The organism is Pseudorhodoferax sp. Leaf274 (assembly GCF_001422445.1).
Lineage (GTDB): Bacteria > Pseudomonadota > Gammaproteobacteria > Burkholderiales > Burkholderiaceae_C > Pseudorhodoferax.
Map to the genome: position 1 here is coordinate 300,796 of NZ_LMNA01000027.1, position 20,055 is coordinate 320,850.

Below are 20,055 nucleotides of genomic sequence, written 5' to 3' on the forward strand. Positions count from 1 at the left end.
GCAAAAGAAAGCCGCCTCGGTGGGCGGCTTGGTGCGGGAACTGGAAGGACTATTCGGATGGCCAGGCGACAGCGGCAACGGACGACTCGGTTGCGTCCTCGGCAAAGATCTGCGCTCGCAGACCGCGCGACACCTGATGCACTTGGTCCGCGTGGTTCGCCAGCGCGACCAGCATGCCCACCATCTGCGCGGCGTCGAGCTCCAGGACGCTGTTGTCCTGGCAGGTCCATGCGATGCTGAACGGCGCCCCGATGGCCAGCGCGGCCTGCGCGGCCGATGTGGCGCCCGTGATCCGCAGCGCGCTCTCCGCATCGCTGTCCACCATGCGCCCCAGGTACTCAAAGCCGGCTTTCTCCACCCTGTCGCGCTCGGCCTTGATTTCGACCCACTTCGCCGCCTGGAGGACTTGCAGGGCAGAGCCGCCTGGCGGCGTCCACAGCACCCATTCGCATGTCGCGAAGTCCAGCACATGCTGCGGACTCGGCCGCGGCCCCAGCTCGTGCAGCTCATCCGCGATGAAGACCGAGCGCGTCGGGTCGACAGCGTCGGGCGTCTCGATGACCGTACCGCCGCGCTGGGGCGCCGGAAGCGCAAGGCTGCGCCCGGCAAAGTAGATCTCACCGTCAGCGCTGTACTCGATCCAATACTTCATCGGTGGCTCGCAAGAATGGTCAGGCGCTGGTCCATGTGCGTCACCCACTGCTGGCGGTGCATGGTCTGCAGCAGGTAAGTGTTGGCGCCGATTACGGGATTGAAGTCCACCAGAGTGATTTCGGTGTCCCGCACGTTGCTCTGGTCTTCTTCGAACAGCTTCTTGCCCATCCACCGCTTGATCTCTTGACCGGTTGTCTGGTTGAACAGACGGAACTCGGGTATCTGGGTAATTGCTGTTGTGGGGACTTCCATGTGCGAGATGAAGGCGACGACACCGTTGCCACCGGATTTCAGGGTCACGGCCAGCGAGAGCATCGTGATCCAGTTGTCCGCGTTGTCGCCGCCGTAGTAGTTGCTGGAGCCGCTGCGCACCAGCGCAAGCGTCGTGGCCCCTTGCCCCGCGATGTTGAGCGTATTGACGGCGTTGATCGCATCCGCGGTGAAAGACCCATTCAGAAGCATCGCACCCGAGTCGAGGTTGTACTCGAGCCGGTTGCCCACCCCGTCGTCGGCACCCATGTATATGCCGCTGGGACTGATCTGAACGCGCCGGCCGTTCTTCAGCATGTGGATGGACTTGTTGTCCAGATCCACGCTCATCATTCCGTCAGCCGACACCAGACGACCGTAAACCACGATACCCAGGTTGGGAACAATCGAAGACAGGCTGCCGACAGAGATTTTCTCGGCAGTGACGGCCAGCGCCTTGAGGTGCCGCGTCTCGATCTCCAGGCTTCGGATGTGGTACGCGTAGATCTGGTCCGCATCGAGCATCCGCGCCTTGAGCACGCCGTCAAGGAACATGTTTCCGGTGAAGCCGAAGCTGGCGACGCCGCCAATGGAACCGAACACCACTGGGTACTTGATCTCGCCGCCGGCGCCTTCCATCGCCCAGGCGAAGCGGTCGGACAGCACGACGAAGTTGCTTTGCGTGCCGTCGTTGTTCTGGATGAAGCCGCTGACCTTGCCGTCCACGGTCAAGCGCACGCCGTACTTGGCGAACAGCTGGCCATCCGCCTGGGCGCGCACGGAAGCCTCAGTGGTCACGCTGGCCGCAACCTGGCCCACTTGAGCCGCCAACGTCTCGCGCGCCAGCGCCTCGGCCGCATCGCCATTGGCACGCGCCGTGCGCTCGGTCTGGATCGCCGCCAGCGTGCCAGCGTCGGGGGCCCCGGTGATGTAGCTGGTGATTGGCTTGCGGCCGACCTCCACCTTTGCACGCGCAAAGCCAAGCACGCTGCCTGAGGCATTGATCCAGTCAACACTGAACCGGAGAAACGCAGCGCCCGCAGGGGCTTGCGCCTCGATAGCGGTGGCTTGACGCACGGCAGCAGTGAAGTTGGAGAAATCGGTCGGGCCATTCCAGGGCCCAACGACCCCTGAAATGTCTGCGTGCGCGGCGTTGTAGAACTGGATGCGCAAGCGCCATTGGCCGCCCGCCGCGTGCATCTGCACCTCCATCGCGGCGGCGTACCACAACCCCTGCCCAGCCTGCGCTTCAGAGGTGAAGAGAATGCCGCTGGCTGGATGCGTCACGCTCTGGGTAATGCGGCCGACCACGCTGTCGTAAGCAACAAACGAACTGACGTTCCCGCCCCACCCGTCCATGCCGTACTCGAAGCCGCCGTTGTAGAGCACATTGGCGCGCACGTAGCCTGTGCTCGACGCCGAGATGTTCTCGATTTGCTGGGCCAGCTGCTCGTCGCCCTCGGTGATGAGCTGCGTGACCGCCTCGATCGCGGTGCCGCGCGCAGCCGCCTCGGCCAGGATCTTTTGGTCCGTGTCTTGCCCCAGCTCGACCAGATCCTGCACGACTTCGTCCAAGCCCTCCTGCAGTTCCTGGATCGCCTCGGAGATATCGGGCAGCACGGTGACCAGAACGGTTCCCGGCGCCCCGCGGTTGCCGCCCAGATCGATCGCGGCCACCCAGTAGCGGTAGTTCCCAGCAGCGGACACGGTTTGGCTGAAGGACAGGGCATCGAGCGTGCTCAACAGCTGCGCGCCGGCATAGACGTCACCCAGGCGCACCTCGTAGCCACGCAGAGGCTGCGTGGCCGACACAGCGTCCCATGCCAGCTCGACAAGCGATTGCCACGCGAGCCCTGTCACCACAGGCTGGCCTGGCGGCACGATCGAGATGGAGGTGAACACTGGCGCGGACGTGTCCCCGGCAGAGTTGACGTGCACCGCGTAGAACATCAGCTGGCCGGCCTGCAACCATCCGAGGTTGCAGGTGTTGGCCTTGCCCTCGAAGACGGGCGATGCGGTCTCCCACGAACCGCCGGCCAGGCCCAAGCGGATCCGCGTTGCCGCATAGTCGATGGAGTCGATGTCTTGCGGCGTGTTCCAGCGCAGCACCACACCGTTGGTTTCCACGGCGGCGGTCAGGCCCAGTACGCCACCGACCAGCACGCTCGGGTCGGTGAAGATCACCGACGCGACGGTGCCCATGCGTCCCAGACCGTCGAAGGGGCGGACCTCGACGGACCACGTCTGGTCGGAAGGCACGCGCCAGGCCAACCGGGTGCCGTACACGTTGCTGTCAATCAGCACCAGGGGCTGGCCAGCAGGCGCGGCCCACACCTGGGCATGGTCGTAGTTGCCGGTCACATCCCAGGTTGCCGACAGCTCATGCTCCCAGCCGGCTCCTACCTTCACGCGGGACCGAGTGATCTGCAGGTTGCTCGCGACAGGCAGGTTGGCGGTCAAGGACGAGCCGTTCGGCGCCGGAACGTAGTTCCCATTCAGCACATAGTCCCAGAACTCGGGGCCCTCGGGCACGCAGGAAATGCGCGCACCCTTCAGGTCGGCCTCGGGCTCCATGCTCACCACTCGAACGCGGTAGCCGGGCGTTGGCTTGAAGTCGTAGCACCACAGCGTGTCGTGCGCTGGATCGTCTTCCGTCGCGCCGGGCAGCGGGAGGCCTGAAGGCCACGGGTCGGCCAGGGTCACCTGGTCCCCGGCGATGGACAGCGCCTCGACCTGGAACACCCGGTAGTCGCGGTAGCCCGGAAGCCGCAAGCCGATGAAGGCCTGTGCCAGGGGCGGCACTGCCTCATCCAACTGCAGGACCACCTTGCCGGCCACCCGCTGCGCCGAGACGAGCCGCCCGCCGAATCCCCACTGCGTGAGGTCGTGGCTGATGGACAGCAACGACAGGCGCCGGTAGTCCAGGTGCTCGATGTCTGCCGTGTAGCCGATCGTCTTGAACTGGTACAGGCTCTGGGCGAGGTGGTAGCGCGCCATGATGGCGGCGTGGGCCTCGCTGGTGACGCCCTCACCCGTGATGCGGGCCGGGTTGAGCATCGTGGTCACGCCGGGCGCGGACACGCGCAGCGTCTGCGTCTCCCAGTTCCGCTCGCGGTCCAGGTACTGGTACTCGATGCCGTCGGCGGCGTTGCTCAGGCTGTAGGAGACCTCGAACGACGCCTTCAGCATGTTGGCCATGTTGACCACGCCCGACAGCGGCTGGCCGCTGGAGACGAAGACCGCCGTCGGCCGGCTGCCATCCGTCCAGCTGAACTCGCCCATGCCGGCCAGCGCCACCTCCTGGCAGAACTGGCCGAGCGACACGGCATCGGTCACCCACTTGTCGTAGGTGTAGCCGTTCGCCGTGCAGTGGAGCATGAAGGCCTTCAGGCCCTCGATGTCGATCTGTTCGTCCGGCAGACCGAAGCCGAACTGCAGCTCGCCATTGGCGTACACACCGCGCATGGTCTGCAGCAGGATGGCGCCGGGGTTGGACAGCCCGTTGTCCCGCGCTGTGGCCGTGACCCAGGCCGACCCGTTCCAGATGGGCATCGGACGGGCGCGGTAGGTGGCGCGCACGGTGTCCAGGCTGCCGGACAGCTGGCCCGACGCGCGGATCTTGATGCCGATGCGCCCCCAGCCGCTGTAGTCGGTTTGGTCCGGCTGGATGCTTTTGAGGACGTTCCAGCCGATCTTGCACTGGTCCTTGCCCTCGCCCTCGTCCCAGGTCGGCGGGCCCAGGCGCACGCGAACGTCGTACTGGCCCTGCGCGACCTGCAGCGTGAACGTGCGGCGCAGCACGTCGGCCGTGCTGTTGGTCAGCGTGGGCGAAGATGCCGGCACCCAGTTGTCCGAGCCCACGGGGCGTGTCTCGATGAACAGCTGCACGCTGTTGGGCAGCGTGTTGCCCTTGACGCCCACGTCGTACAGCTGGCCCTCGAAGTCCAGCTGCAGCGCCACCACGTCGGGCGAGCTGGTGCGCACGACCCAAGGCCCGTTCTTCTCCAACTCGGCGCCCGAGATCGTATCGGCGTTGCTGTACAGCGGAATGTCCTGGCTGGCCATGCCCGGAAAGCCGCTGTAGAACAGGCTGACGTCCGAGTAGCCGCTGAACGGCGTGTCGCCCACGGCGAGGTCGGCCGCGCTGTGCACGTTGATGCCGCCCAGCAGGATCAGGCTCAGGTACTGGTCGTCGCCCTCGAACCAGGTGTAAGCCGCGCTGGCCACGTCAGGCGTGACGCGCATCTCGCCCCAGAGCGTCGGGATCGGCTGATTGGGGCGCGCGCTGTTGCGCTGGCCGCTCAGGCTGTAGACGGCACGCGCCGCCTCGGCCGATTGAGCCTTTGGAACCTTTGGGGCGAGCACTTTGTTGATCAGCACCGACCCGGCCACAAACGCACCGACCCCCACCATGGTGACACTCAGGCCTGTCGTCGCCGCAATTGCCGTGGCCGTCGTGCCCCAGGCGGCCAAGCCGGCACCCAGCGTGAAGTAGGACAGCACAGCCAGCGCGACGATGGCAACAACCTGCTTCCCGCCCGTCGCGCGGCAGGCTATCAACATCCCGTGCTTTGGGAAGGTGGTGCGCCACATGGCCTGCGGCACGGCGGCGCCCGCGATGCTCACCGACCAGGCGCCGGACTGGATGCCTGGCACGTGGCGCTCCAGGAAGGCCGCCAGCGACTCACCAGGCCGCAGATCCGCCGGGACGTTACGCTGGCCTTCCAGCGTCGCAAAGTTCGGCGTGACGACCAGCCGACCGCCGGCGTCGATCAGTTCGGCAGGCACGCCGTTGACTGCGGCAAGCTCAGCGCGGTTCACTTCCATCGGTAGTACCCCATGACCGTCAGGCCCATGGCCGGCAGGTCTTTGATCTTGTGCAGCGAGCTGCCGCCCTGCATCCATGCCGCGGCGTGCAGGACACAGGGCGCGTAGCCCGTAAAAAAGTAGGTTCCGACGTGGCCAGCCATCGTCTTGCCGCCCTCGCGCATGAGCACCACGTCGCCATCCACCGGCTCGGCCACCGGCAAGGCCAACTCGGCACAGTAGGCCGCCAGCGCGGCGTCCTGCGCGGCGCTGTCCAGAGGCCGCGGGCGCTTGCCGGCGAACACCACCTCGCGGCCAAACAACTCGCGCTGCACCAGCATCACGAGGTCGGCGCAGTCCATCCGCCGAGGGCAATACGGGATGCCAAGGAACCGATCGGTGTGCACGCTAGAAGATGCCCGGCAAGGTAAAAGGGTTGGCGATCTGCTTGCAGGCAGCTTGGTCCATCAGGTCCTGAACACTCGCGGTTGCACTCGCGGTGGTGCCGGTGATGACAACCCCAGTGATCGGCATCCAGAACACGTGCTCGTGCACGTCGGGCGTGTCGCGCGCGGCGATGATCAGCCTCGCCATGGTGGTGCTTCCCGGCAGACGCCGCTCAAGCTCGGTGCTGATGTCTCGCCCGACGTTGTCCATCACCAGCTGCATGCGCGGAGACTGCCCGCTCACGTCGTCGGGCAGTGTGAAACCGAACGGCAAGGCGATGTAAGTGATCCCCTTGCTGGTGAAGTCCTGCACGTCGTTGCAGATATGCATAGGGCCTGTGAAGCCGGGGTTCGTCACTTCCAGTAGCTCGACGTGGCCGACCGTGTTGGTCAGGCGCTGGTTGCGCTCGCGGAACTGGGTCATCGCAGGTACTGCAGGGTGACGTCGCGCTTGGCCAGCGCGTAGCCAGACGTGACGGGCACCAGCTTGCCGATGTCGCCGCCCTTGAAGCGCACGCTCAGCAACTGCCCAGTACGCGGGTTGGGCCAGTCGAAGAACCCGATGCGTTTGATGGTCTGGAAGTACCAGGTCTCGAAGCTGATCGTGTCCTGCTGGGCGTAGAACATCAGGGTCGCCGGGATCTCCACGATCACCCGGCTCTGCCCGACGCGCATCTTGGACATGCCCCGCTCCATCTCAGAGACCACAACGCCGGGATCAAACTCTTCGCCGGCACCCTCCAAAAGGATGCAGACGTAACTTGGAAGTGCAGCCATCACATACCTCGCCTGCTGCGCGCCTGCATCGCCTGACCGACCGGGCCGTAGTTGCCTGCGATCTGGCCGGCTACAGCGATTGCAGCCTGGTTGACGAACACATCGACGATCTCTTGACCACCGCTCCCGCGCCTCGTCTTCTGCTCCACAGTCGATCCAGCCGGCACGTGGACATTCACCACCGTGCTCGGGCCGTTGGCCGCGGGGGAAAACGGCACGCTGCTCGAGCCGCCCACGCCGCCGCTGGCGTGGCTGCGCCCGCTGCGGATGGTGGACACCAGCTGCGCGAAGCCCGCCGGGCCGCCGATCTTGGCCATGTCGCCCTGGTTCAGGACGCCCTCGCCTCGGTGCACGATGCCCGCTGGCTGGTACTTGCCGCCGGCGCCGGTGTAGCCGCCGTCCACGAATCCAAAGAGGCTCATGAACCCGGTCACCAGGGAGCCCCAGCCGCCGCCGGCGGCGCCACCGCTCGAGCCCTTGGCCCCGAACAGCGAGTTCACCATCTGCTGCCCGAGCTGCTTGCTGATGAGGTTGTTGAACTCGTTCAACACGGACTTGCCGAAGTCCTTCACCGCATCCTTGGCGGTCTTGGAGCGGTCTGCGATGTCGGAGAACAGGTTGGAGAACGAGCCCTCGAAGGTGGAGCGAAGCTTGTCGCCGAGCGGGTCGATGGACGCATTGAGCTCCTCCATCTGCAGCTTGAGACGGTTGAAGGCCTGCTGTTGCTCAGGGGTGAGTACGGCGACGGCCTGCAGCTGCACGAACTTGTCGATCTCCTGCTGCAGCAGCCCGATCCGCTCGCGCCGCGCGGCGCCTGTGCGCTGCAGGGCCTCCATCTCGCTGATGGTGCCGGCCTCGCGGTCGAGCGCGATGCGCTTCTCGGCGTCGCCCAGGTCGCCTTGGATCAGCGAGAAGCGCTGCGTCAGCTCGTTGAGCTGCGCCTGCGCCACGGTCGACTCCTTCAGCTTCGCCAGCGTGTCGAGGCCCTGCTGGTTGCCGTTGGCCTGAAACAGCTTCTTCAAGCCCTCGTTCGCCTTGTCGAAGTTCAGCGCGGCCGCCTCGGCGGTCTGGCCGCGCAGCTCCATCAGCCGCACGTTCACATCCTGCAGCGAGTCGGCCAGTTCCTTGGCGGCCTGCTGCTGCTTCACGTCCAGCTCGATGGCGGCCAGGCCGGCGTCCTGCTGCACCTTGGCGCGCTTGGCGACCAGTTCGGCGATCTTGCCCTCGGCGTCGGCGCGGTCGGTCTTCTTTTCGGCTGCGTTGCGGTACTTCTCCAGTGCGGCGATCTGCGCGTCGTAGGCCTTCACCTGGCCCGCGGTTGCCTCCTCCAGGATGGCGCGCTGGGCGTCGTAGAAGCCCTGGACCGACACCAGCCCCTGGCCGTTGTACAGGTCCAGCATGCGGTTGCGGTCGGCCATGATGCCGGTCTGCTCCTGCACCAGGCGGTCGAACTCCTTGAGTTGGTTGGCCAGCAGCGCCTTGGTCGGATCGTCGCTGCCGTCACCCTTAGTCGGAATGCGCGGGGGCTTTGGCCGATCCTTGACGGGGCCGGCGCTCGCGGCTGGCCTGTTGGCATCAGCGACCAGGCCGGCGCGCATCTTGCGAAGCTGCTCAAGCTTCGCCGTTGTCTCCTCGACGTACTTGCCGTATTCCCTGAAGCCCTCCGCGCGGGGGTCTGTCGTCTTGAGCGCCCGCTGCGCTGTGACCAACCCGGTCTCCAGCGACGCGATCTGCTCGTTCAGCCGCTCGATGGGATCGGCCGAGCCGTGCGCCATACTGCCCAGCGCCTCGCCCACGAACCGGCTGAAGTTGATCACGTGCGTGGTCGCCGACGCGAGGAAGGAGATGACCGACGCCAGGCCGGCCGTGAGCGCGGCGAAGGCCTGTTTCGTCTCCGACGAGTTCATCTGCTTCGTCAGATCCTGGATGGACTCGGTTGCTCCCTGCAGGCTGCCGTCATCGCCGGTCATGAGGCTGTTCAGGCTGTGCTGCAGCTCGGAGATCGCGCCGCCGAAGGTGTTGCGCGCGGCCTCGGCGGCCCCGCCATACGAGGACTTCAGCTCTGCAAGGACGATGGCCTGCGCCTCTGCCGTCCTCCCCGTTTCCTGGAGTCTCTGCGCTAGCTTTACCTGCTGTTCCGTGAAACTGAAGCCCTGCTTCTTCAGCGCGCTCATGCCTTCCGAAGGCACGTTGAGCGCCTTGCCGACCGTCTCAGCGGCCTGCTCTACCGTCATACCCATTCGCGCGGCCATGTCGACAGCCGCCTGCAGCGCTTCGGGGAACTCGTTCCCCACGACGTTGGTGTAGGCGAGTAGGCGCGTCTGTGCGCGGTTGATGTCGCCGTCGCTGAACACGCCGGCCATGGCCGAAGCCATCTCGTTGAGCTCTTCGGCGGAGTAGCCGGCCGCCTCCTTCGTGCTCTTGAGCACGGCGACCAGCTGGGCCTGCTCGGCCTGGGCATCCTTCGATTCCTGGATGAACTTGCCGAAGGTCGATCCGATCGTGATGCCGGCGAAGCCCGCCGCGATCGCGGTGCCCAGCGTCGACCACTCCTTCTCGATCTCCTTCTTGCGCTTTGACAGCTCGCGCGCGGTGCGCCCGGCCTGCCGCTCGGCCTGCGTTGCGCCCTGCGTGAAGCCGCCGATCTTCATAATTAAGTCGAGCGTGAGGGTGCCAAGGCTCCTGCTCATCTGGCCCCTCCATCAGCGTTCATCATCTGCGTACCTCCACCGGCGCACCGAACATGCGCGCGATCATTTCCAGGGATGCTGCGGACGCCTCAGCTGGCTTTTCTTGCGGCGGCTCGTCGTAGTACCGCAGGAACTTGTCCAGCGGCTCCTTGCCGCCGTGGCTGGCATGGCGCACCCAATCAGACCGACCGAAAAGGAACTCCAGCCGATGGCCAAGGTTGAGGGTGCCAAAGCGGGCCCGGTACTCGGCCCACACCATCACCTCTTCGGCGCTCAGGCGCTCACGGGCTTCTGCGAGGGTTCGGCCGCCGATTCCGTTGAGGACGAGTTCGCAGAGGAGCTCTTCCGCGGCCGAGAGTTTTTTGCTTCACCTGCCATGGCTTGGTTGATGGCCGTGAGCAGCTTGAAGCCCAGCTGCGAGTTCAGCGCGCGCGCGTTGTCGGTGCCCAGCGGCACCAGCTTGCCGGCCTCCTCGACCAGGATCATCTGGCCGATGGCGGCTGCGCGCTTGTCGGGCGAGTCCTCCAGCTGCAGGTCCATCGCCATGCCGAAGGCCATTGGCTTGACGTGCACGTCAATGGAGTAGTCCTCGCCGTCGTCGCCCCGCCAGTCGATGGTCTTCATGACCGGCGCGAGGTCGCGGATCGCTCCGGCCGACTTCATGCCGGCCAGGCCTCTGAGTTTTTTCATGGGAGCCTTTCAGAAACGAAAAAGCCGCCTCGGTGGGCGGCTTTGATGGGCGATCAGCCCGGCAAGGGGCCGGATCAGACGTAGACGCCCGTTAGCCGATCAGCCGTCATTGCGTAGGGGCTGATCGCCATCGCTGAGAAGCTGGCCTTCGCTGCCCCGCCGTCTGAAGCCTGGGGTCCGTAGGGCGCCGGCCAAAGCGCTGCCAGTGCGGACTCGTAGAACGTCGTTGCCAGGTAGCGGCCGGTCTTCTGGTCCCAGATCCCGCTCAACGTGGCGCAGTACTGGTAGCCCAACTCCGGGATGCATAAAGGCTTGTTGTGGGTGGAGGCCAAGACCTTAATACTGGACCAGCAGCCCGCAGGCCTATTGTTCTGGCCAAGCAGCGACACCGAGGCGTCATTGCGGTTGTCATAGGTGTCCATCGAAATGATGTCCACGTACGAGGAGCCAGGCCAGAACAGGTTTGGGTCGACGCCTGTGCTGCCATCAACGTTCCAGCAGTAGAGGACATGCGTGAGGCCTTTGACATCGCGCAGGTAGTTCACGAAGTCGCGCCACAGCAGGATGAAGTCGGATGCACGATCCACCCCATTCCACCAAAACCAGTCGCCGGTCGCCTCATGCCACCAGCGAAGGATCACGGGGATCTTGCGCCCCTTGCTGTCCACCAGGCTCGCCAGGAAGTCGGCAAGGCGGTCCAGGTATGCCAAGTATTCGGCCCGCTTCGATCCGCCCGGCTTGATCACGCTCAACGGGGAGCCGGTCCGATCCTTGAACGTCCCCTCGCCGGTGGCCGTCGTCGGGCTGACCGTGCCATTGCGCGACAGGTTGCCCGTGTCAGGGTTCCCGGGATGGTTGTGGAGCGTGAGGATTGCCCCTTGCTCGTAGGCCTCGATCATGACCCGCCGGCACTCGGCGGTGCCGGCAGAGCCCCAGCGGTTCGCCCACTGCGGATCGTGCCACTCGACCCCCAGCACGCCAGGGTTCTTGCCCGTGACGGCGCGGAAGTTGTCGAAGGCGCCAGTCCACACCGGAACAGAGCTCTGGGCCGGCATGTTGATGAACTGGTCGCTGGTGCCGAGCGCGTACCGGAAGCTCTTCTTCTGCGTCATCAGCCAGCGGTACAGACTGATCGTCTGCGCCGTGGCGCCTGTCGAGACGGGCAGCGCCAGGCTGGGCTTCAGCGTGTTGCGCCTCATACGTTGCGCCCGAGTGCAGTCATGAAGGTCTGCATGCTGTTCTTGAATTTCAGGGCGTTGGCAGTGTTGATCACGCCGCCTTGGAACGCGTAGCCGACCGACGAACCCGGAACCAGACCGCCAGCAGCGGCGCCATCCGCGTTGCTTGCACCGATGTAGGTGTTGCGGCCCGGGCTTGCAGCAGCGACGGTGGCGGTAATGTAGGCCACCTCGACCGCGTTCTTCAGCATGATCAGCAGGCTAGCCGACGTGCGGCAAAGGTGCCACAGGCCGGCAGTCAGACCGCCGGTGACGGCGGCGTATGGGGCAACGGTGTTGTCGCCGTAGACCCCGTACACAGAGCCGGATTGCGCGGCCCCCGCACTGCTGCCGTTGCCTGTGATCCGGTATGGCTGAGAGCCAGAGTTGCGAACGCCAAAGATAGTGCGCTGAGTCGTGTCGCTGGGTTGCGTGTCTCGCAAGTAGGCGCCGATGGTGCCGGTGATGGATGGCGCAAACGTCATGTCCACGAACTGCGTGACAGCGTTGAACACCCAGCCCTTCGCAGCCTCGTAGGTGACACCGGCACTCCAGACATCCAGCGCGGCGCCGCCGCCGACAAGCAGCGGGACCTTCTGGGCATTGGCGTCGCCCATGGGCACCATCAGGCGAGGGTTCCAAGCCGGCAGGTAACCGTCTGCGTTGGCCGCCGTGAAGAACGCATCTGCAGCGTCGCGCTCGGTGTTGCTCACCGAGCCACCATTGGCTGCCACGCGGTTCAGGTAGTCCGTGGTCTGGGCCTGCAGGCCACCGGCTGCAACGACCACGAAGGCCGCGCTTGCCGCACTGTCCACGGCGCCCGCGGTGTTCGTCGCGGTCTCGATGAGGCGGATCGATTTCCCAATGTCTGCGGAGATTGGGGTGTACGGGGTGTTGGCCGTGCCGATGGGGGAGCCGTCCAGCGTGGTGCGGAATGTCTTGGTCGGCGTCGGGCTTCCGGATGCAGTGCCTGACGTGAACATCACAGCCGAGCCGACCATTGCCGACGTGACCACCGGAGCGCTACTCCAGGACGGTGCTACCGGGATCACCGCAGCCGCTTGAGCGTCCGGAACGGTGTAGGTCAACGTTGCCTGAGTGCCGTCGTACTCGAAGTAGGCGTACGTCCTGTAGCCGGCCTGGCGATTGTCGAAGCCGTACGACGCAACCTCGGCAGCGCCCACCGCCGTCGGCACGTTGACGCCGTTCGCCAGTAGGGTAACTCGCGTGCCTTTGCCAGGGATAGCGCCCGCCAAGTCGAACGTGAACGCCAGCGGGCCGGCGATCTGGTACGCACCCATGTCGTAATCGCCGCGGAAATTGATCGCTGGCGAGAACGGGATGGACGTGCTTCCCCCGCCACCGAACGCATTCTCCTGAGCCCACGCGCCGGTTGCCTTGCGGTAGACGATGCCCGCCGCCTCGTCCAGCGCGAGGTCGCCGTTGTCACCGATGCCGGAGCCGGGCGCGCCTGTCGTAGAGTGCACGCGGCTGTCGTCGTTGGGCAGGGTGAACTTCTTGAACGCGATCACCACAGCGCGGCCGTGGCTGGCCGCAGCGTTGGCCGACGCCGAGCCCGCCGATGTCGATAGCGTCCACAGGCGCTTCACCGCGGCGGGCTCGGCCAGCACCTGCAGGTCGATGCCGTCGTACCAGACGGGCAGACCCATGGCGATGCAGGCGCGCTCGTCGGCGACGCCCTGGAGGAAGGCTGCGCGGTCGGCGTACACCTTCTTTGTGCCCGGGATCGCATCAGGTGCACTGCGGTCCAGGGCAGCGATGTAGCGTTGGGTGGTGCCGGCGGGGGTAGTGAACTTGGGCATGTCGGCCTCCGATCAGGAAGTGGTCCAGTCGCCAGCGGTGGGCTGCGAGTGCGGGTAGTCCATGCGGAACAGGCGCCACACCACGCCATCGGCATCGGTGAAGGTCACCGTCGACTGCTCGGGCGACGGGCTGCTGCCGGTGTTGGCGCCCGACAGGCCGGCGCCGTTCCAGTCGCCCGGCGTGTTGGTGTCGTCGCGGAAGGTGACGCCGGATGCGGCGACATCGGCCGGGAAGGCAGCCCAGCCGTAGTTGCCGGTGGTGGTCTGCAGGTTGTCGATCGTGCCGACCTTGCTGCCGGGCGAGCCGAACACGGTGGCGGCATTCAGGAGGGCCTGCGTTCCGCTGGTGTGCGCGTTGGCCGGGCCGACGAACCAGCGCGGCCGCGGTCCGGTGCCAGAGGCCTTCGGGATCAGCACCTGCGTGCCGCTGATCTGGATGCCGACGGCGGACTTCACCACGTCGTTCAGGTTGAAGCTGAACGGGAAGGAGTTCATGAAGCCCTCGAACAGCAGCCAGGACCGGCCGTCGGGCAAGTCGAAGTCATCGTTCACGACCTCGGGCGGCAGGTCGATGGTGCCGTCGGGTTGCATCGGACCGTCGCCCCAGCCGATCGCCCACTTGAGCGTCAGGCCCAGCTGCTTGAGCTGGTACAGCTTCAGGTGCGAGGCGTCGGACGGATCGATGTTGATGCCGAAGGAGGCCGCGCCCGGCTGGCCCATGCCGGCCCGGTACTTGCGGTCCTTGCCCGAGTTGAGGCAAGTGGTCTCGATCTGTTCGACCGACGAGTCGATGCCGTCGATGGTGGTGACGCAGCCGACGTTGATCAGGCTGTTGTCGCGCGGGTCGATGGCGAACAGGTCGGTGCCTTGGGTGGTAACGGACATGGCATGGGCCTTTGCAAAAGAAAAGGCCGCGAAGGCGGCCGACAGGTTGGAAAACGAGGAAGGCCGCGGTGAGCGGCCTTCGGGGTGGGTGGCGGCCTTGCGGCTACCGGAAGACGATCCAGGACACGTCGAACCCGACGTGCAAGTTCTTGGTCTGCGGGTCGACGCTTTCGCCGCGCCAGGCGGTCACGTAGGCATGGCCTTCGATGGCGTCGCGCAGTGCGATGGCCACGGCGCGCACGGTGTCGACGCCCTGCGATGGCTTGGCGTAGACGTCGATCTGAAACAGGCCGGCGTCGTGGTCCGGCCTCTTGGACAGGGTGTTGCCCGGCGTGCCGGCGGCGGTGCGCCAGACGGCGTACGGGTACTGCACGTCCTGCGGCGCCATGCCGAAGGCGTAGAAGCGCAGCGGGCCGCGCAGCGCGCGCAGGTGCGCCTGCACGGCCGGGACGTTGACGGCCTTGAAGATGGGCGGGGTCATCAGGCGCCAGCCTTCTTCGCGATCCGGTCCAGCTCGCGTTCCAGGTGGGTGGCCGTGGCCGCGGTCACCTGGTCGATGTTGCTTTCCAGGGCCGGCCGCAGGAACGGCTCGGCCGCCGCCTTCTCGGTGCCGAGCTCCACCAAGTGCCAGTGCGGCGTGTTGCCCTTCGGCCCCGTGTCTGGGTTGCCCTTCGGAATGGGGCCGCGCTCGGTGACCACGCCCACGCTGATCATGATGTCGCCGGTGCGCTTCTGGTAGCCCGAGCGCACGCGCTGCACCACGTTGTCTGCGATCTTGCGGCCGGTGTCGGGGTCGTTGATGCGCTCGGCATTGCTCTTGGCCGCATTGGTCACCAGCCGCGCAGCCTTGCCCAGTGCCGACCGACCGGCCTTGCCACGCAGTTGCACTGGCAGCGCGCGCAGCTTGGCCATCGCGCCGTCGAAGCCCTTGAGGTCGAAGGTGTCGGCCATCACTGCCCCTCGCTCACGCCGCGCGAGCAAGGCGCGGTCAGGTACTCCAGCCCGGAATCCCTGTCGGGCAGGAACTCGGCGGGGCTGTAGATCACGCCACGGCCGCCGGCGCGCAGGTGCACGAGCCGCATGGAAGCATCCAGGCCATCGCGGTAGCGGATCACGATGCGCGCCACGATCTCGGCTTGCGTTTTGGCGCTCTGGATGAACTCCCGCGCGCTCAGCGGCTCGATGGACGCCCACACGGTGGCCACCTCGACCCACTGCTGGGAGGTGGCGCCGGTCTCGGGGTCTTGGATGACCGCACCTGTCTCGTCGCGCATGTCGTCCAGGCGCTCGATGCGCACGCGGTGGCGGAGATTGCCTGCGCGCAGCATCAGACGCCCAGCCCACGGCGGTAGGGCCAAAGGAGCGCCTTGGCACCCTCGGGCAGTTGCGTCGCGGTCGTGCCGGTCACGACCTCTTCGCGGTTATCGTACAGGTGGCCCAGCGTCAATAGCATGGCATGCACGACTGCACGAGGGACCGGATTGCCCGGACCGTGCCCGCCCTTGAACCGCACACGCACAGCACCAGGCATGTCCAGCAGAGACGGCATCGCAACGCCTGGCGTGCTGTACAGGCCCGGCTGGTCCGGATGGGCATACAGCCGGTAGATGCCCGCGGCAAGATCAGCCGGCTGCCCATCCTCGCCGATGTATTGCACGCCCAGCAACTCGCCCACGGGCGCCACTGGGAAGCGGACGATGCAGGGCAGCTCGTCGAGCAGCAGCTCGTAGGTGCCGTTCGTGAATAGGCGCTCCGTGAACTGCTCGGCAGCCTGGCGCGCCGCCGTCACCATGGACAGAAGTTTCGAGTCGTCCGGATGCGATTCGCCCTCTGCGGCATCTACGCGGACGTGCGCACGCGCCTCGGCTAGCGTGATCGGCTCGTCGAAGGCGCCAGGCATGGCGACCATGGGCAACACGCGCGGCATGGACCAGTTCACTTCTTCTTGGCCGGGGCGGAGGGCTTGGCGGGCGCCGCCTCGTCTGCAGCTGCGGCCGCGGCGTCGGCGGCGGGCACGGACACCGGCTCCGGCGCAGGAGCGGGAGCGGGCGCAACAGCCGAGAGAGCAGCTGCCGGCGCCGAAGGCGGTGGCGGCGGCGCGAGAGGGGCCGCGGCGGGCGCGGCGTCTTCGCGGTGCGCATCGGCGGCACCCTGGTCGATGAGCTGCTGGCCGCGCTGGCTGTCCATCTGCGCGACGACGCCCGCACGCGGGTCAGGCGCCTTGAACTTGATGAGCATGGTGTTTCTCCTGCGTTGGGAGGCCCCGCGATGGGGCCTCCGTTCAGCCGATGGCGATCAGGTGACGTTGCCGAAGTCGCCGTAGATGAAGGCCTCGGGACGGTAGACGGCCAGCGCCAGACGCTCTTCGGCCAGCACGGTGACCATGTTCTTGACGAAGTCGTCTTCGTTCTCGGTGGCCACCTCCACGCGGGCGAGCCAGCGGTCGAACACCTGCGCACCCAGCTGGAAGGCGCCGACCAGGAACTTGTCCACGGTGATGGCGGGGGTGCCCACCACGGGGCGGTTCCACAGCGTGGGCGACAGCGTGCCCTGGGGGTTGCCGATGATGTAGCGGCCGGTGGTGTCTTTCAGCAGCTCGATGCGGGCCCAGTCGATGGGGTTCATCACCACGCCGCTGGCGGGGTATTCGGCCAGCTCGGCCTGGAGCATGGCCAGACGGATGTTGTCGATGTTGGTCTCGGTGCCGGGAGGATCGAACGGCGCGGAGAATGCCGAGGCCTGGGGGATGATGCCCAACAGGTTCTGGCCGGTGCCGTTGCCGTTCAACAGCTGCTGCTCTTCGACATAGGCCAGGCCGTAGCGCAGGCGGCCGTCGATGAGGCTGGCGAGCTGGGAGGCATCGCTCAGGATCTGGCGCGAGGCCTTGACGAAGTGGGCGATGACCCGCGCATTGGTGCTCACCAGGTCGAACTTCATCGAGGACTCGGGCTTCTTCGCGCCTTCGGCCACGGTTGCCGCGCTGTTGGTGAAGCCGGTTTCCTTCACGTATTCCAGCGCGCTGCCGTCCATCTGGCCCGGGGTGATCAGGTCGCGCACGGTCATGCGGCGCTGGGGCATCTGCAGCACGCCGGGCAGCCGGGTGCTGCGGACCAGGTCGCCAGCGGAGCCGTCGGCATCCGTGGTAAGCGAGGTGATGGCGGCCTTGACCTCCATGTCCACGCGGCCGCGCGGGCGGGCCTGGCTGGCGAACGCCTTGTAGTTTTCGGCGTTGACGAACTGGTGGCCCAGCGAGTGCTGCACGTCACCGCCGGCGCCATTGGCCTCGACCTTGGCGATGGCCTGCTGGGCGGCCTGCAGGCTCGCCTGCAGTTCACCCTGCTTCATGAGCAGTTCGTCGACCTTGGCGCGCGTCTCGGTGCCGAGCTGGCCGGTCTTTTGCACGGCCTCGGCGTAGGTCTTCAGGTTGTCGCCGACGCCTTTCAGGTCGGCCTGCACCTGCTTGTATTCGGCTTCGAGGTTGACCGTGGTGCCGGCCGCGCCGGCGAGCGCGACGCCGGCGAGCAGGTCGCCGTGGGGCGCGAGCAGCGCGGCCACGTCGAAGCCCGCGGCCTGGGCGGCGAGGGATGCGAGCGCCAGACCGGCCAGGCCGACGAGCGCGAGGATGCGAGAGGTTTTCATGGGTTGCCTTTCAGATGGTGGGCAGGAGGGAACGAAGGGACGCCGACAGGGCCGAGGCGGCACCGCTGGCAAATGCGGCATCGCTGCCGCGCTCGGTGGGATCGCCCTCACCGCCGCCAGCAGGGTCACCCTGGCTGGACTTGAGATCGCTGATGAGGCGCATGGCCTCGGACTTGGGCATGCCGCTGGCGCGCAGCGCGGCCTCCACGCGGCGGGCTGCGGCCGCGTTGGCCTTGCCTTCGCCGCGCCCGACTTCGTCGGAGGGCAGCAGCTCGTCGGCCAGGCCCAGCTCGATCGCAGCGCTGCCATTGATCCAGGACTCGGCATCCATGAGCTTGGCGGCGGCGTCGGCCTTCATGCCGGAGCGGGCGACGTAGATGTCGGCCATGGCGGCGTCGAACGGCTCCAGCCACGTGGCGATCTCGCGCAGGTCGTTGCGGTTGCCGGCTGCCAGCACCCAGCTGTTGTGCACCATGAAGAAGCCGGCGCGGGCGATCTGCACCTTGTCGCCGGCCATGGCGATGATGGAGCCGGCCGAGGCGGCCAGGCTGAGCACCTTGACCGTGACTTCGCCCTTGTGCTCGCGCAGCAGGTTGTAGATGGCCAGGCCTTCGAACATGTCGCCGCCCGGCGAGTTGAGGTTCACGGTCACGGGGCCGGCGCCCATGCTGCGCAGCGCGGCCGCCACGCGCTTGGCGGTCACACCCTCGCCGGTCCAGTAGTCCAGGCCGATCACGTCGTAGATGCTGATGCTGCGCTCGTCGTCGGCGTCGGCGGCCACAGCCGCCTGGATGTCGCGGCTCCAACGCTCCAGGGCGCGCGGCTGCAGTTCGCTGCGCACGGCGGCGGTCGGGCGGCCCGTGGGGGCGCCCGGCAGGGTTCTCATGCTCATGGATCAGTCCTTGTTGTCCTCGAACCCGAGGAGGTTGCGGATGGCGGCGCGGGCCTGGTTGGCGTCGTTCGATGTGCCCAGGGCATCGAGCGTGGTCATGGCGGACTGCACCGTCAACTTTGCGGCGTTGCCGCCCATGGGCTCACGGTCTTCGAGCTCGCGGATCTCGTCGCGGGTGAGGATGCCTTTGTCGACCATCGCGCCGTAGAAGGCTGCGCGGCCCGCGCTGTCGGCGCGCAGCAGGCCCTCCACCGCGAACTTGGGGTAGTAGCGCGTGCGCTCGGCCGGCGTGAGCAGGTCTTTGCTGATGGCCTGCTCGATGCGGCGCAGCCAGGGCCCCAGCGTGAAGGTGAGGAAGCCGATCATCTGTTGCTCGATGCCCGAGCCCCAGCTGGTCGACTTTTCGGTGTGGCCAACCATCCAGGGCGGCACGCGAAACCACCGGCAGACGGTCTCGACGCCGTAGCCGCGCGACTGCAGGAGCTGCGCGTCGGCCGGGCTGATGCCCACCGCCTGGGCGTCCATGCCGCCCTCCAGGATGGGCGCTTCGCCACGCTCGATCGAGCCGGCGATGTTGGCCTTGAACTCCTCACGCTGCGCTGGCTTGAGGAACGCGCTGAGCTTGTAGTAGACCCGGGGCAACAGGCCGCGGCGGAAGGTGTTGGCCGCCGACTTCTCTGCGGCGATGGCGGTGCCGAACACCTTGGCGCCGTAGCCGATGACCGAGACACCGTCGACACCGTCCAGCGTGAAGCCGGGCACCGTCCAGATGCGCGCCGCAGGGATGTCGCGCATGGTGCCGTTGGCCCGCGGGTAGCTGTAGATGCGCCGCCCCGCCAGATCGCGCGACACGACGAGCCTGTCGGGCGCGAGAAAGGCCAGACCGACCAGCGACGCGCCGACGTAGAGCTTTTCTGCACGGCCGCAGCCACGCAGCAGCATGGCGGCGACCATGGCCTCCCAGAACACCGCCGCGGTGGAGTCGATGTTGGGCTGATCATGGATGACGAAGTGCAGCGGGTGCTGGCTGGCCATGCGCCGGCTGCCGCCGGTGCGCTCGTGCATCGACAGCGGCAAGGTGGCGATGGTCTCCGAGATTAGCCGCACGCAGCTCCACGCGGCATCCAGCTGCATCACGGCCTTGGCCGTGACCGCGACGCCGGCGTCGCTGTCGGACTCCCGGTCACGGTACAGCTCAGCGTCGCGCGGCGAGAACGATCGCACCCAGCCATTGATGGCAGCACGCACGCGCTGCAGCGCTCCGGCAGGTCGAGAAGGTTTCATGCG

General features: G+C 66.7%; 19 protein-coding genes. All 19 read right to left on the reverse strand.

Annotated features, from left to right (window positions below; translation table 11 throughout):
• Nucleotides 1-49 precede the first annotated feature (49 nt).
• Nucleotides 50-652, reverse strand: a complete 603-nt coding sequence (locus tag ASF44_RS23710; RefSeq protein ID WP_056901711.1) for a DUF4376 domain-containing protein — start codon at nucleotides 650-652, stop codon at nucleotides 50-52.
• The gene (locus ASF44_RS23715) at nucleotides 649-5,730 is read right to left on the reverse strand and encodes a hypothetical protein (protein WP_156374645.1); all 5,082 of its coding nucleotides are present in this window, start codon (nucleotides 5,728-5,730) and stop codon (nucleotides 649-651) included. The genes ASF44_RS23710 and ASF44_RS23715 overlap by 4 nt, the downstream gene beginning before the upstream one ends.
• The gene (locus tag ASF44_RS23720; protein ID WP_056901713.1) at nucleotides 5,721-6,071 is read right to left on the reverse strand and encodes a hypothetical protein; all 351 of its coding nucleotides are present in this window, start codon (nucleotides 6,069-6,071) and stop codon (nucleotides 5,721-5,723) included. The genes ASF44_RS23715 and ASF44_RS23720 overlap by 10 nt, the downstream gene beginning before the upstream one ends.
• A 46-nt stretch (nucleotides 6,072-6,117) precedes the next feature.
• Nucleotides 6,118-6,579 (reverse strand): DUF1833 family protein, encoded by a 462-nt coding sequence (locus ASF44_RS23725; RefSeq protein WP_056901714.1) that lies wholly within the window; start codon nucleotides 6,577-6,579, stop codon nucleotides 6,118-6,120.
• Nucleotides 6,576-6,839 carry a hypothetical protein gene (locus tag ASF44_RS23730; protein WP_235579322.1) on the reverse strand — a complete coding sequence of 88 codons (264 nt, stop codon included), beginning with the start codon at nucleotides 6,837-6,839 and terminating at the stop codon, nucleotides 6,576-6,578. The genes ASF44_RS23725 and ASF44_RS23730 overlap by 4 nt, the downstream gene beginning before the upstream one ends.
• A gap of 92 nt (nucleotides 6,840-6,931) precedes the next feature.
• Complete coding sequence (locus tag ASF44_RS23735; RefSeq protein WP_056901716.1) at nucleotides 6,932-9,583, reverse strand: phage tail length tape measure family protein; 2,652 nt, start codon at nucleotides 9,581-9,583, stop codon at nucleotides 6,932-6,934.
• 61 nt (nucleotides 9,584-9,644) lie between these two features.
• Nucleotides 9,645-9,881 (reverse strand): hypothetical protein, encoded by a 237-nt coding sequence (locus tag ASF44_RS23740; RefSeq protein ID WP_056901717.1) that lies wholly within the window; start codon nucleotides 9,879-9,881, stop codon nucleotides 9,645-9,647.
• 14 nt (nucleotides 9,882-9,895) lie between these two features.
• Nucleotides 9,896-10,312, reverse strand: a complete 417-nt coding sequence (locus ASF44_RS23745; RefSeq protein WP_082524996.1) for a phage tail assembly chaperone family protein, TAC — start codon at nucleotides 10,310-10,312, stop codon at nucleotides 9,896-9,898.
• A 74-nt stretch (nucleotides 10,313-10,386) separates the two neighbouring features.
• Nucleotides 10,387-11,511 carry a glycoside hydrolase family 26 protein gene (locus ASF44_RS23750; RefSeq protein WP_056901719.1) on the reverse strand — a complete coding sequence of 375 codons (1,125 nt, stop codon included), beginning with the start codon at nucleotides 11,509-11,511 and terminating at the stop codon, nucleotides 10,387-10,389.
• On the reverse strand, nucleotides 11,508-13,352 hold the full coding sequence (locus tag ASF44_RS23755) for a hypothetical protein (protein WP_056901720.1): 1,845 nt from the start codon (nucleotides 13,350-13,352) through the stop codon (nucleotides 11,508-11,510). The genes ASF44_RS23750 and ASF44_RS23755 overlap by 4 nt, the downstream gene beginning before the upstream one ends.
• Before the next feature lie 12 nt (nucleotides 13,353-13,364).
• Entirely contained in the window at nucleotides 13,365-14,237 is an 873-nt protein-coding gene (locus ASF44_RS31280; protein ID WP_082524997.1) for a phage tail tube protein, read from the reverse strand.
• Nucleotides 14,238-14,340: 103 nt separating this feature from the next.
• Nucleotides 14,341-14,718 (reverse strand): DUF3168 domain-containing protein, encoded by a 378-nt coding sequence (locus ASF44_RS23765; RefSeq protein WP_056901721.1) that lies wholly within the window; start codon nucleotides 14,716-14,718, stop codon nucleotides 14,341-14,343.
• Nucleotides 14,718-15,188: an HK97-gp10 family putative phage morphogenesis protein gene (locus ASF44_RS23770; RefSeq protein WP_056901722.1), complete on the reverse strand. Its 471-nt coding sequence runs from the start codon at nucleotides 15,186-15,188 to the stop codon at nucleotides 14,718-14,720. Before ASF44_RS23770 ends, ASF44_RS23765 begins: the two co-directional genes overlap by 1 nt.
• Nucleotides 15,188-15,565 carry a phage head closure protein gene (locus ASF44_RS23775; protein WP_156374646.1) on the reverse strand — a complete coding sequence of 126 codons (378 nt, stop codon included), beginning with the start codon at nucleotides 15,563-15,565 and terminating at the stop codon, nucleotides 15,188-15,190. Before ASF44_RS23775 ends, ASF44_RS23770 begins: the two co-directional genes overlap by 1 nt.
• On the reverse strand, nucleotides 15,565-16,164 hold the full coding sequence (locus ASF44_RS23780; protein WP_156374647.1) for a head-tail connector protein: 600 nt from the start codon (nucleotides 16,162-16,164) through the stop codon (nucleotides 15,565-15,567). Before ASF44_RS23780 ends, ASF44_RS23775 begins: the two co-directional genes overlap by 1 nt.
• Before the next feature lie 8 nt (nucleotides 16,165-16,172).
• Entirely contained in the window at nucleotides 16,173-16,475 is a 303-nt protein-coding gene (locus ASF44_RS23785; RefSeq protein ID WP_056901724.1) for a hypothetical protein, read from the reverse strand.
• Between the two features lie 57 nt (nucleotides 16,476-16,532).
• Nucleotides 16,533-17,876 carry a phage major capsid protein gene (locus ASF44_RS23790; protein WP_082524998.1) on the reverse strand — a complete coding sequence of 448 codons (1,344 nt, stop codon included), beginning with the start codon at nucleotides 17,874-17,876 and terminating at the stop codon, nucleotides 16,533-16,535.
• 10 nt (nucleotides 17,877-17,886) lie between these two features.
• A complete protein-coding gene (locus ASF44_RS23795) occupies nucleotides 17,887-18,768 on the reverse strand; it encodes a head maturation protease, ClpP-related (protein WP_056901725.1) in 882 nt (293 codons plus the stop codon).
• Between the two features lie 3 nt (nucleotides 18,769-18,771).
• On the reverse strand, nucleotides 18,772-20,052 hold the full coding sequence (locus ASF44_RS23800; protein ID WP_056901726.1) for a phage portal protein: 1,281 nt from the start codon (nucleotides 20,050-20,052) through the stop codon (nucleotides 18,772-18,774).
• Between the last annotated feature and the right edge of the window lie 3 nt (nucleotides 20,053-20,055).

Bases quoted from the DNA above. Each gene is read 5' to 3' on its own strand.
- ASF44_RS31280 (WP_082524997.1), bottom strand. From the start codon at position 14,237: ATGTCCGTTACCACCCAAGGCACCGACCTGTTCGCCATCGACCCGCGC.
- ASF44_RS23735 (WP_056901716.1), bottom strand. From the start codon at position 9,583: ATGAAGATCGGCGGCTTCACGCAGGGCGCAACGCAGGCCGAGCGGCAG.
- ASF44_RS23710 (WP_056901711.1), bottom strand. From the start codon at position 652: ATGAAGTATTGGATCGAGTACAGCGCTGACGGTGAGATCTACTTTGCC.
- ASF44_RS23800 (WP_056901726.1), bottom strand. From the start codon at position 20,052: ATGAAACCTTCTCGACCTGCCGGAGCGCTGCAGCGCGTGCGTGCTGCC.
- ASF44_RS23725 (WP_056901714.1), bottom strand. From the start codon at position 6,579: ATGACCCAGTTCCGCGAGCGCAACCAGCGCCTGACCAACACGGTCGGC.
- ASF44_RS23715 (WP_156374645.1), bottom strand. From the start codon at position 5,730: ATGGAAGTGAACCGCGCTGAGCTTGCCGCAGTCAACGGCGTGCCTGCC.
- ASF44_RS23720 (WP_056901713.1), bottom strand. From the start codon at position 6,071: ATGGACTGCGCCGACCTCGTGATGCTGGTGCAGCGCGAGTTGTTTGGC.
- ASF44_RS23755 (WP_056901720.1), bottom strand. From the start codon at position 13,352: ATGCCCAAGTTCACTACCCCCGCCGGCACCACCCAACGCTACATCGCT.
- ASF44_RS23740 (WP_056901717.1), bottom strand. From the start codon at position 9,881: ATGGTGTGGGCCGAGTACCGGGCCCGCTTTGGCACCCTCAACCTTGGC.
- ASF44_RS23795 (WP_056901725.1), bottom strand. From the start codon at position 18,768: ATGAGCATGAGAACCCTGCCGGGCGCCCCCACGGGCCGCCCGACCGCC.
- ASF44_RS23770 (WP_056901722.1), bottom strand. From the start codon at position 15,188: ATGGCCGACACCTTCGACCTCAAGGGCTTCGACGGCGCGATGGCCAAG.
- ASF44_RS23730 (WP_235579322.1), bottom strand. From the start codon at position 6,839: ATGTCCAAGATGCGCGTCGGGCAGAGCCGGGTGATCGTGGAGATCCCG.
- ASF44_RS23785 (WP_056901724.1), bottom strand. From the start codon at position 16,475: ATGCTCATCAAGTTCAAGGCGCCTGACCCGCGTGCGGGCGTCGTCGCG.
- ASF44_RS23790 (WP_082524998.1), bottom strand. From the start codon at position 17,876: ATGAAAACCTCTCGCATCCTCGCGCTCGTCGGCCTGGCCGGTCTGGCG.
- ASF44_RS23750 (WP_056901719.1), bottom strand. From the start codon at position 11,511: ATGAGGCGCAACACGCTGAAGCCCAGCCTGGCGCTGCCCGTCTCGACA.
- ASF44_RS23745 (WP_082524996.1), bottom strand. From the start codon at position 10,312: ATGAAAAAACTCAGAGGCCTGGCCGGCATGAAGTCGGCCGGAGCGATC.
- ASF44_RS23775 (WP_156374646.1), bottom strand. From the start codon at position 15,565: ATGCTGCGCGCAGGCAATCTCCGCCACCGCGTGCGCATCGAGCGCCTG.
- ASF44_RS23765 (WP_056901721.1), bottom strand. From the start codon at position 14,718: ATGACCCCGCCCATCTTCAAGGCCGTCAACGTCCCGGCCGTGCAGGCG.
- ASF44_RS23780 (WP_156374647.1), bottom strand. From the start codon at position 16,164: ATGCCGCGCGTGTTGCCCATGGTCGCCATGCCTGGCGCCTTCGACGAG.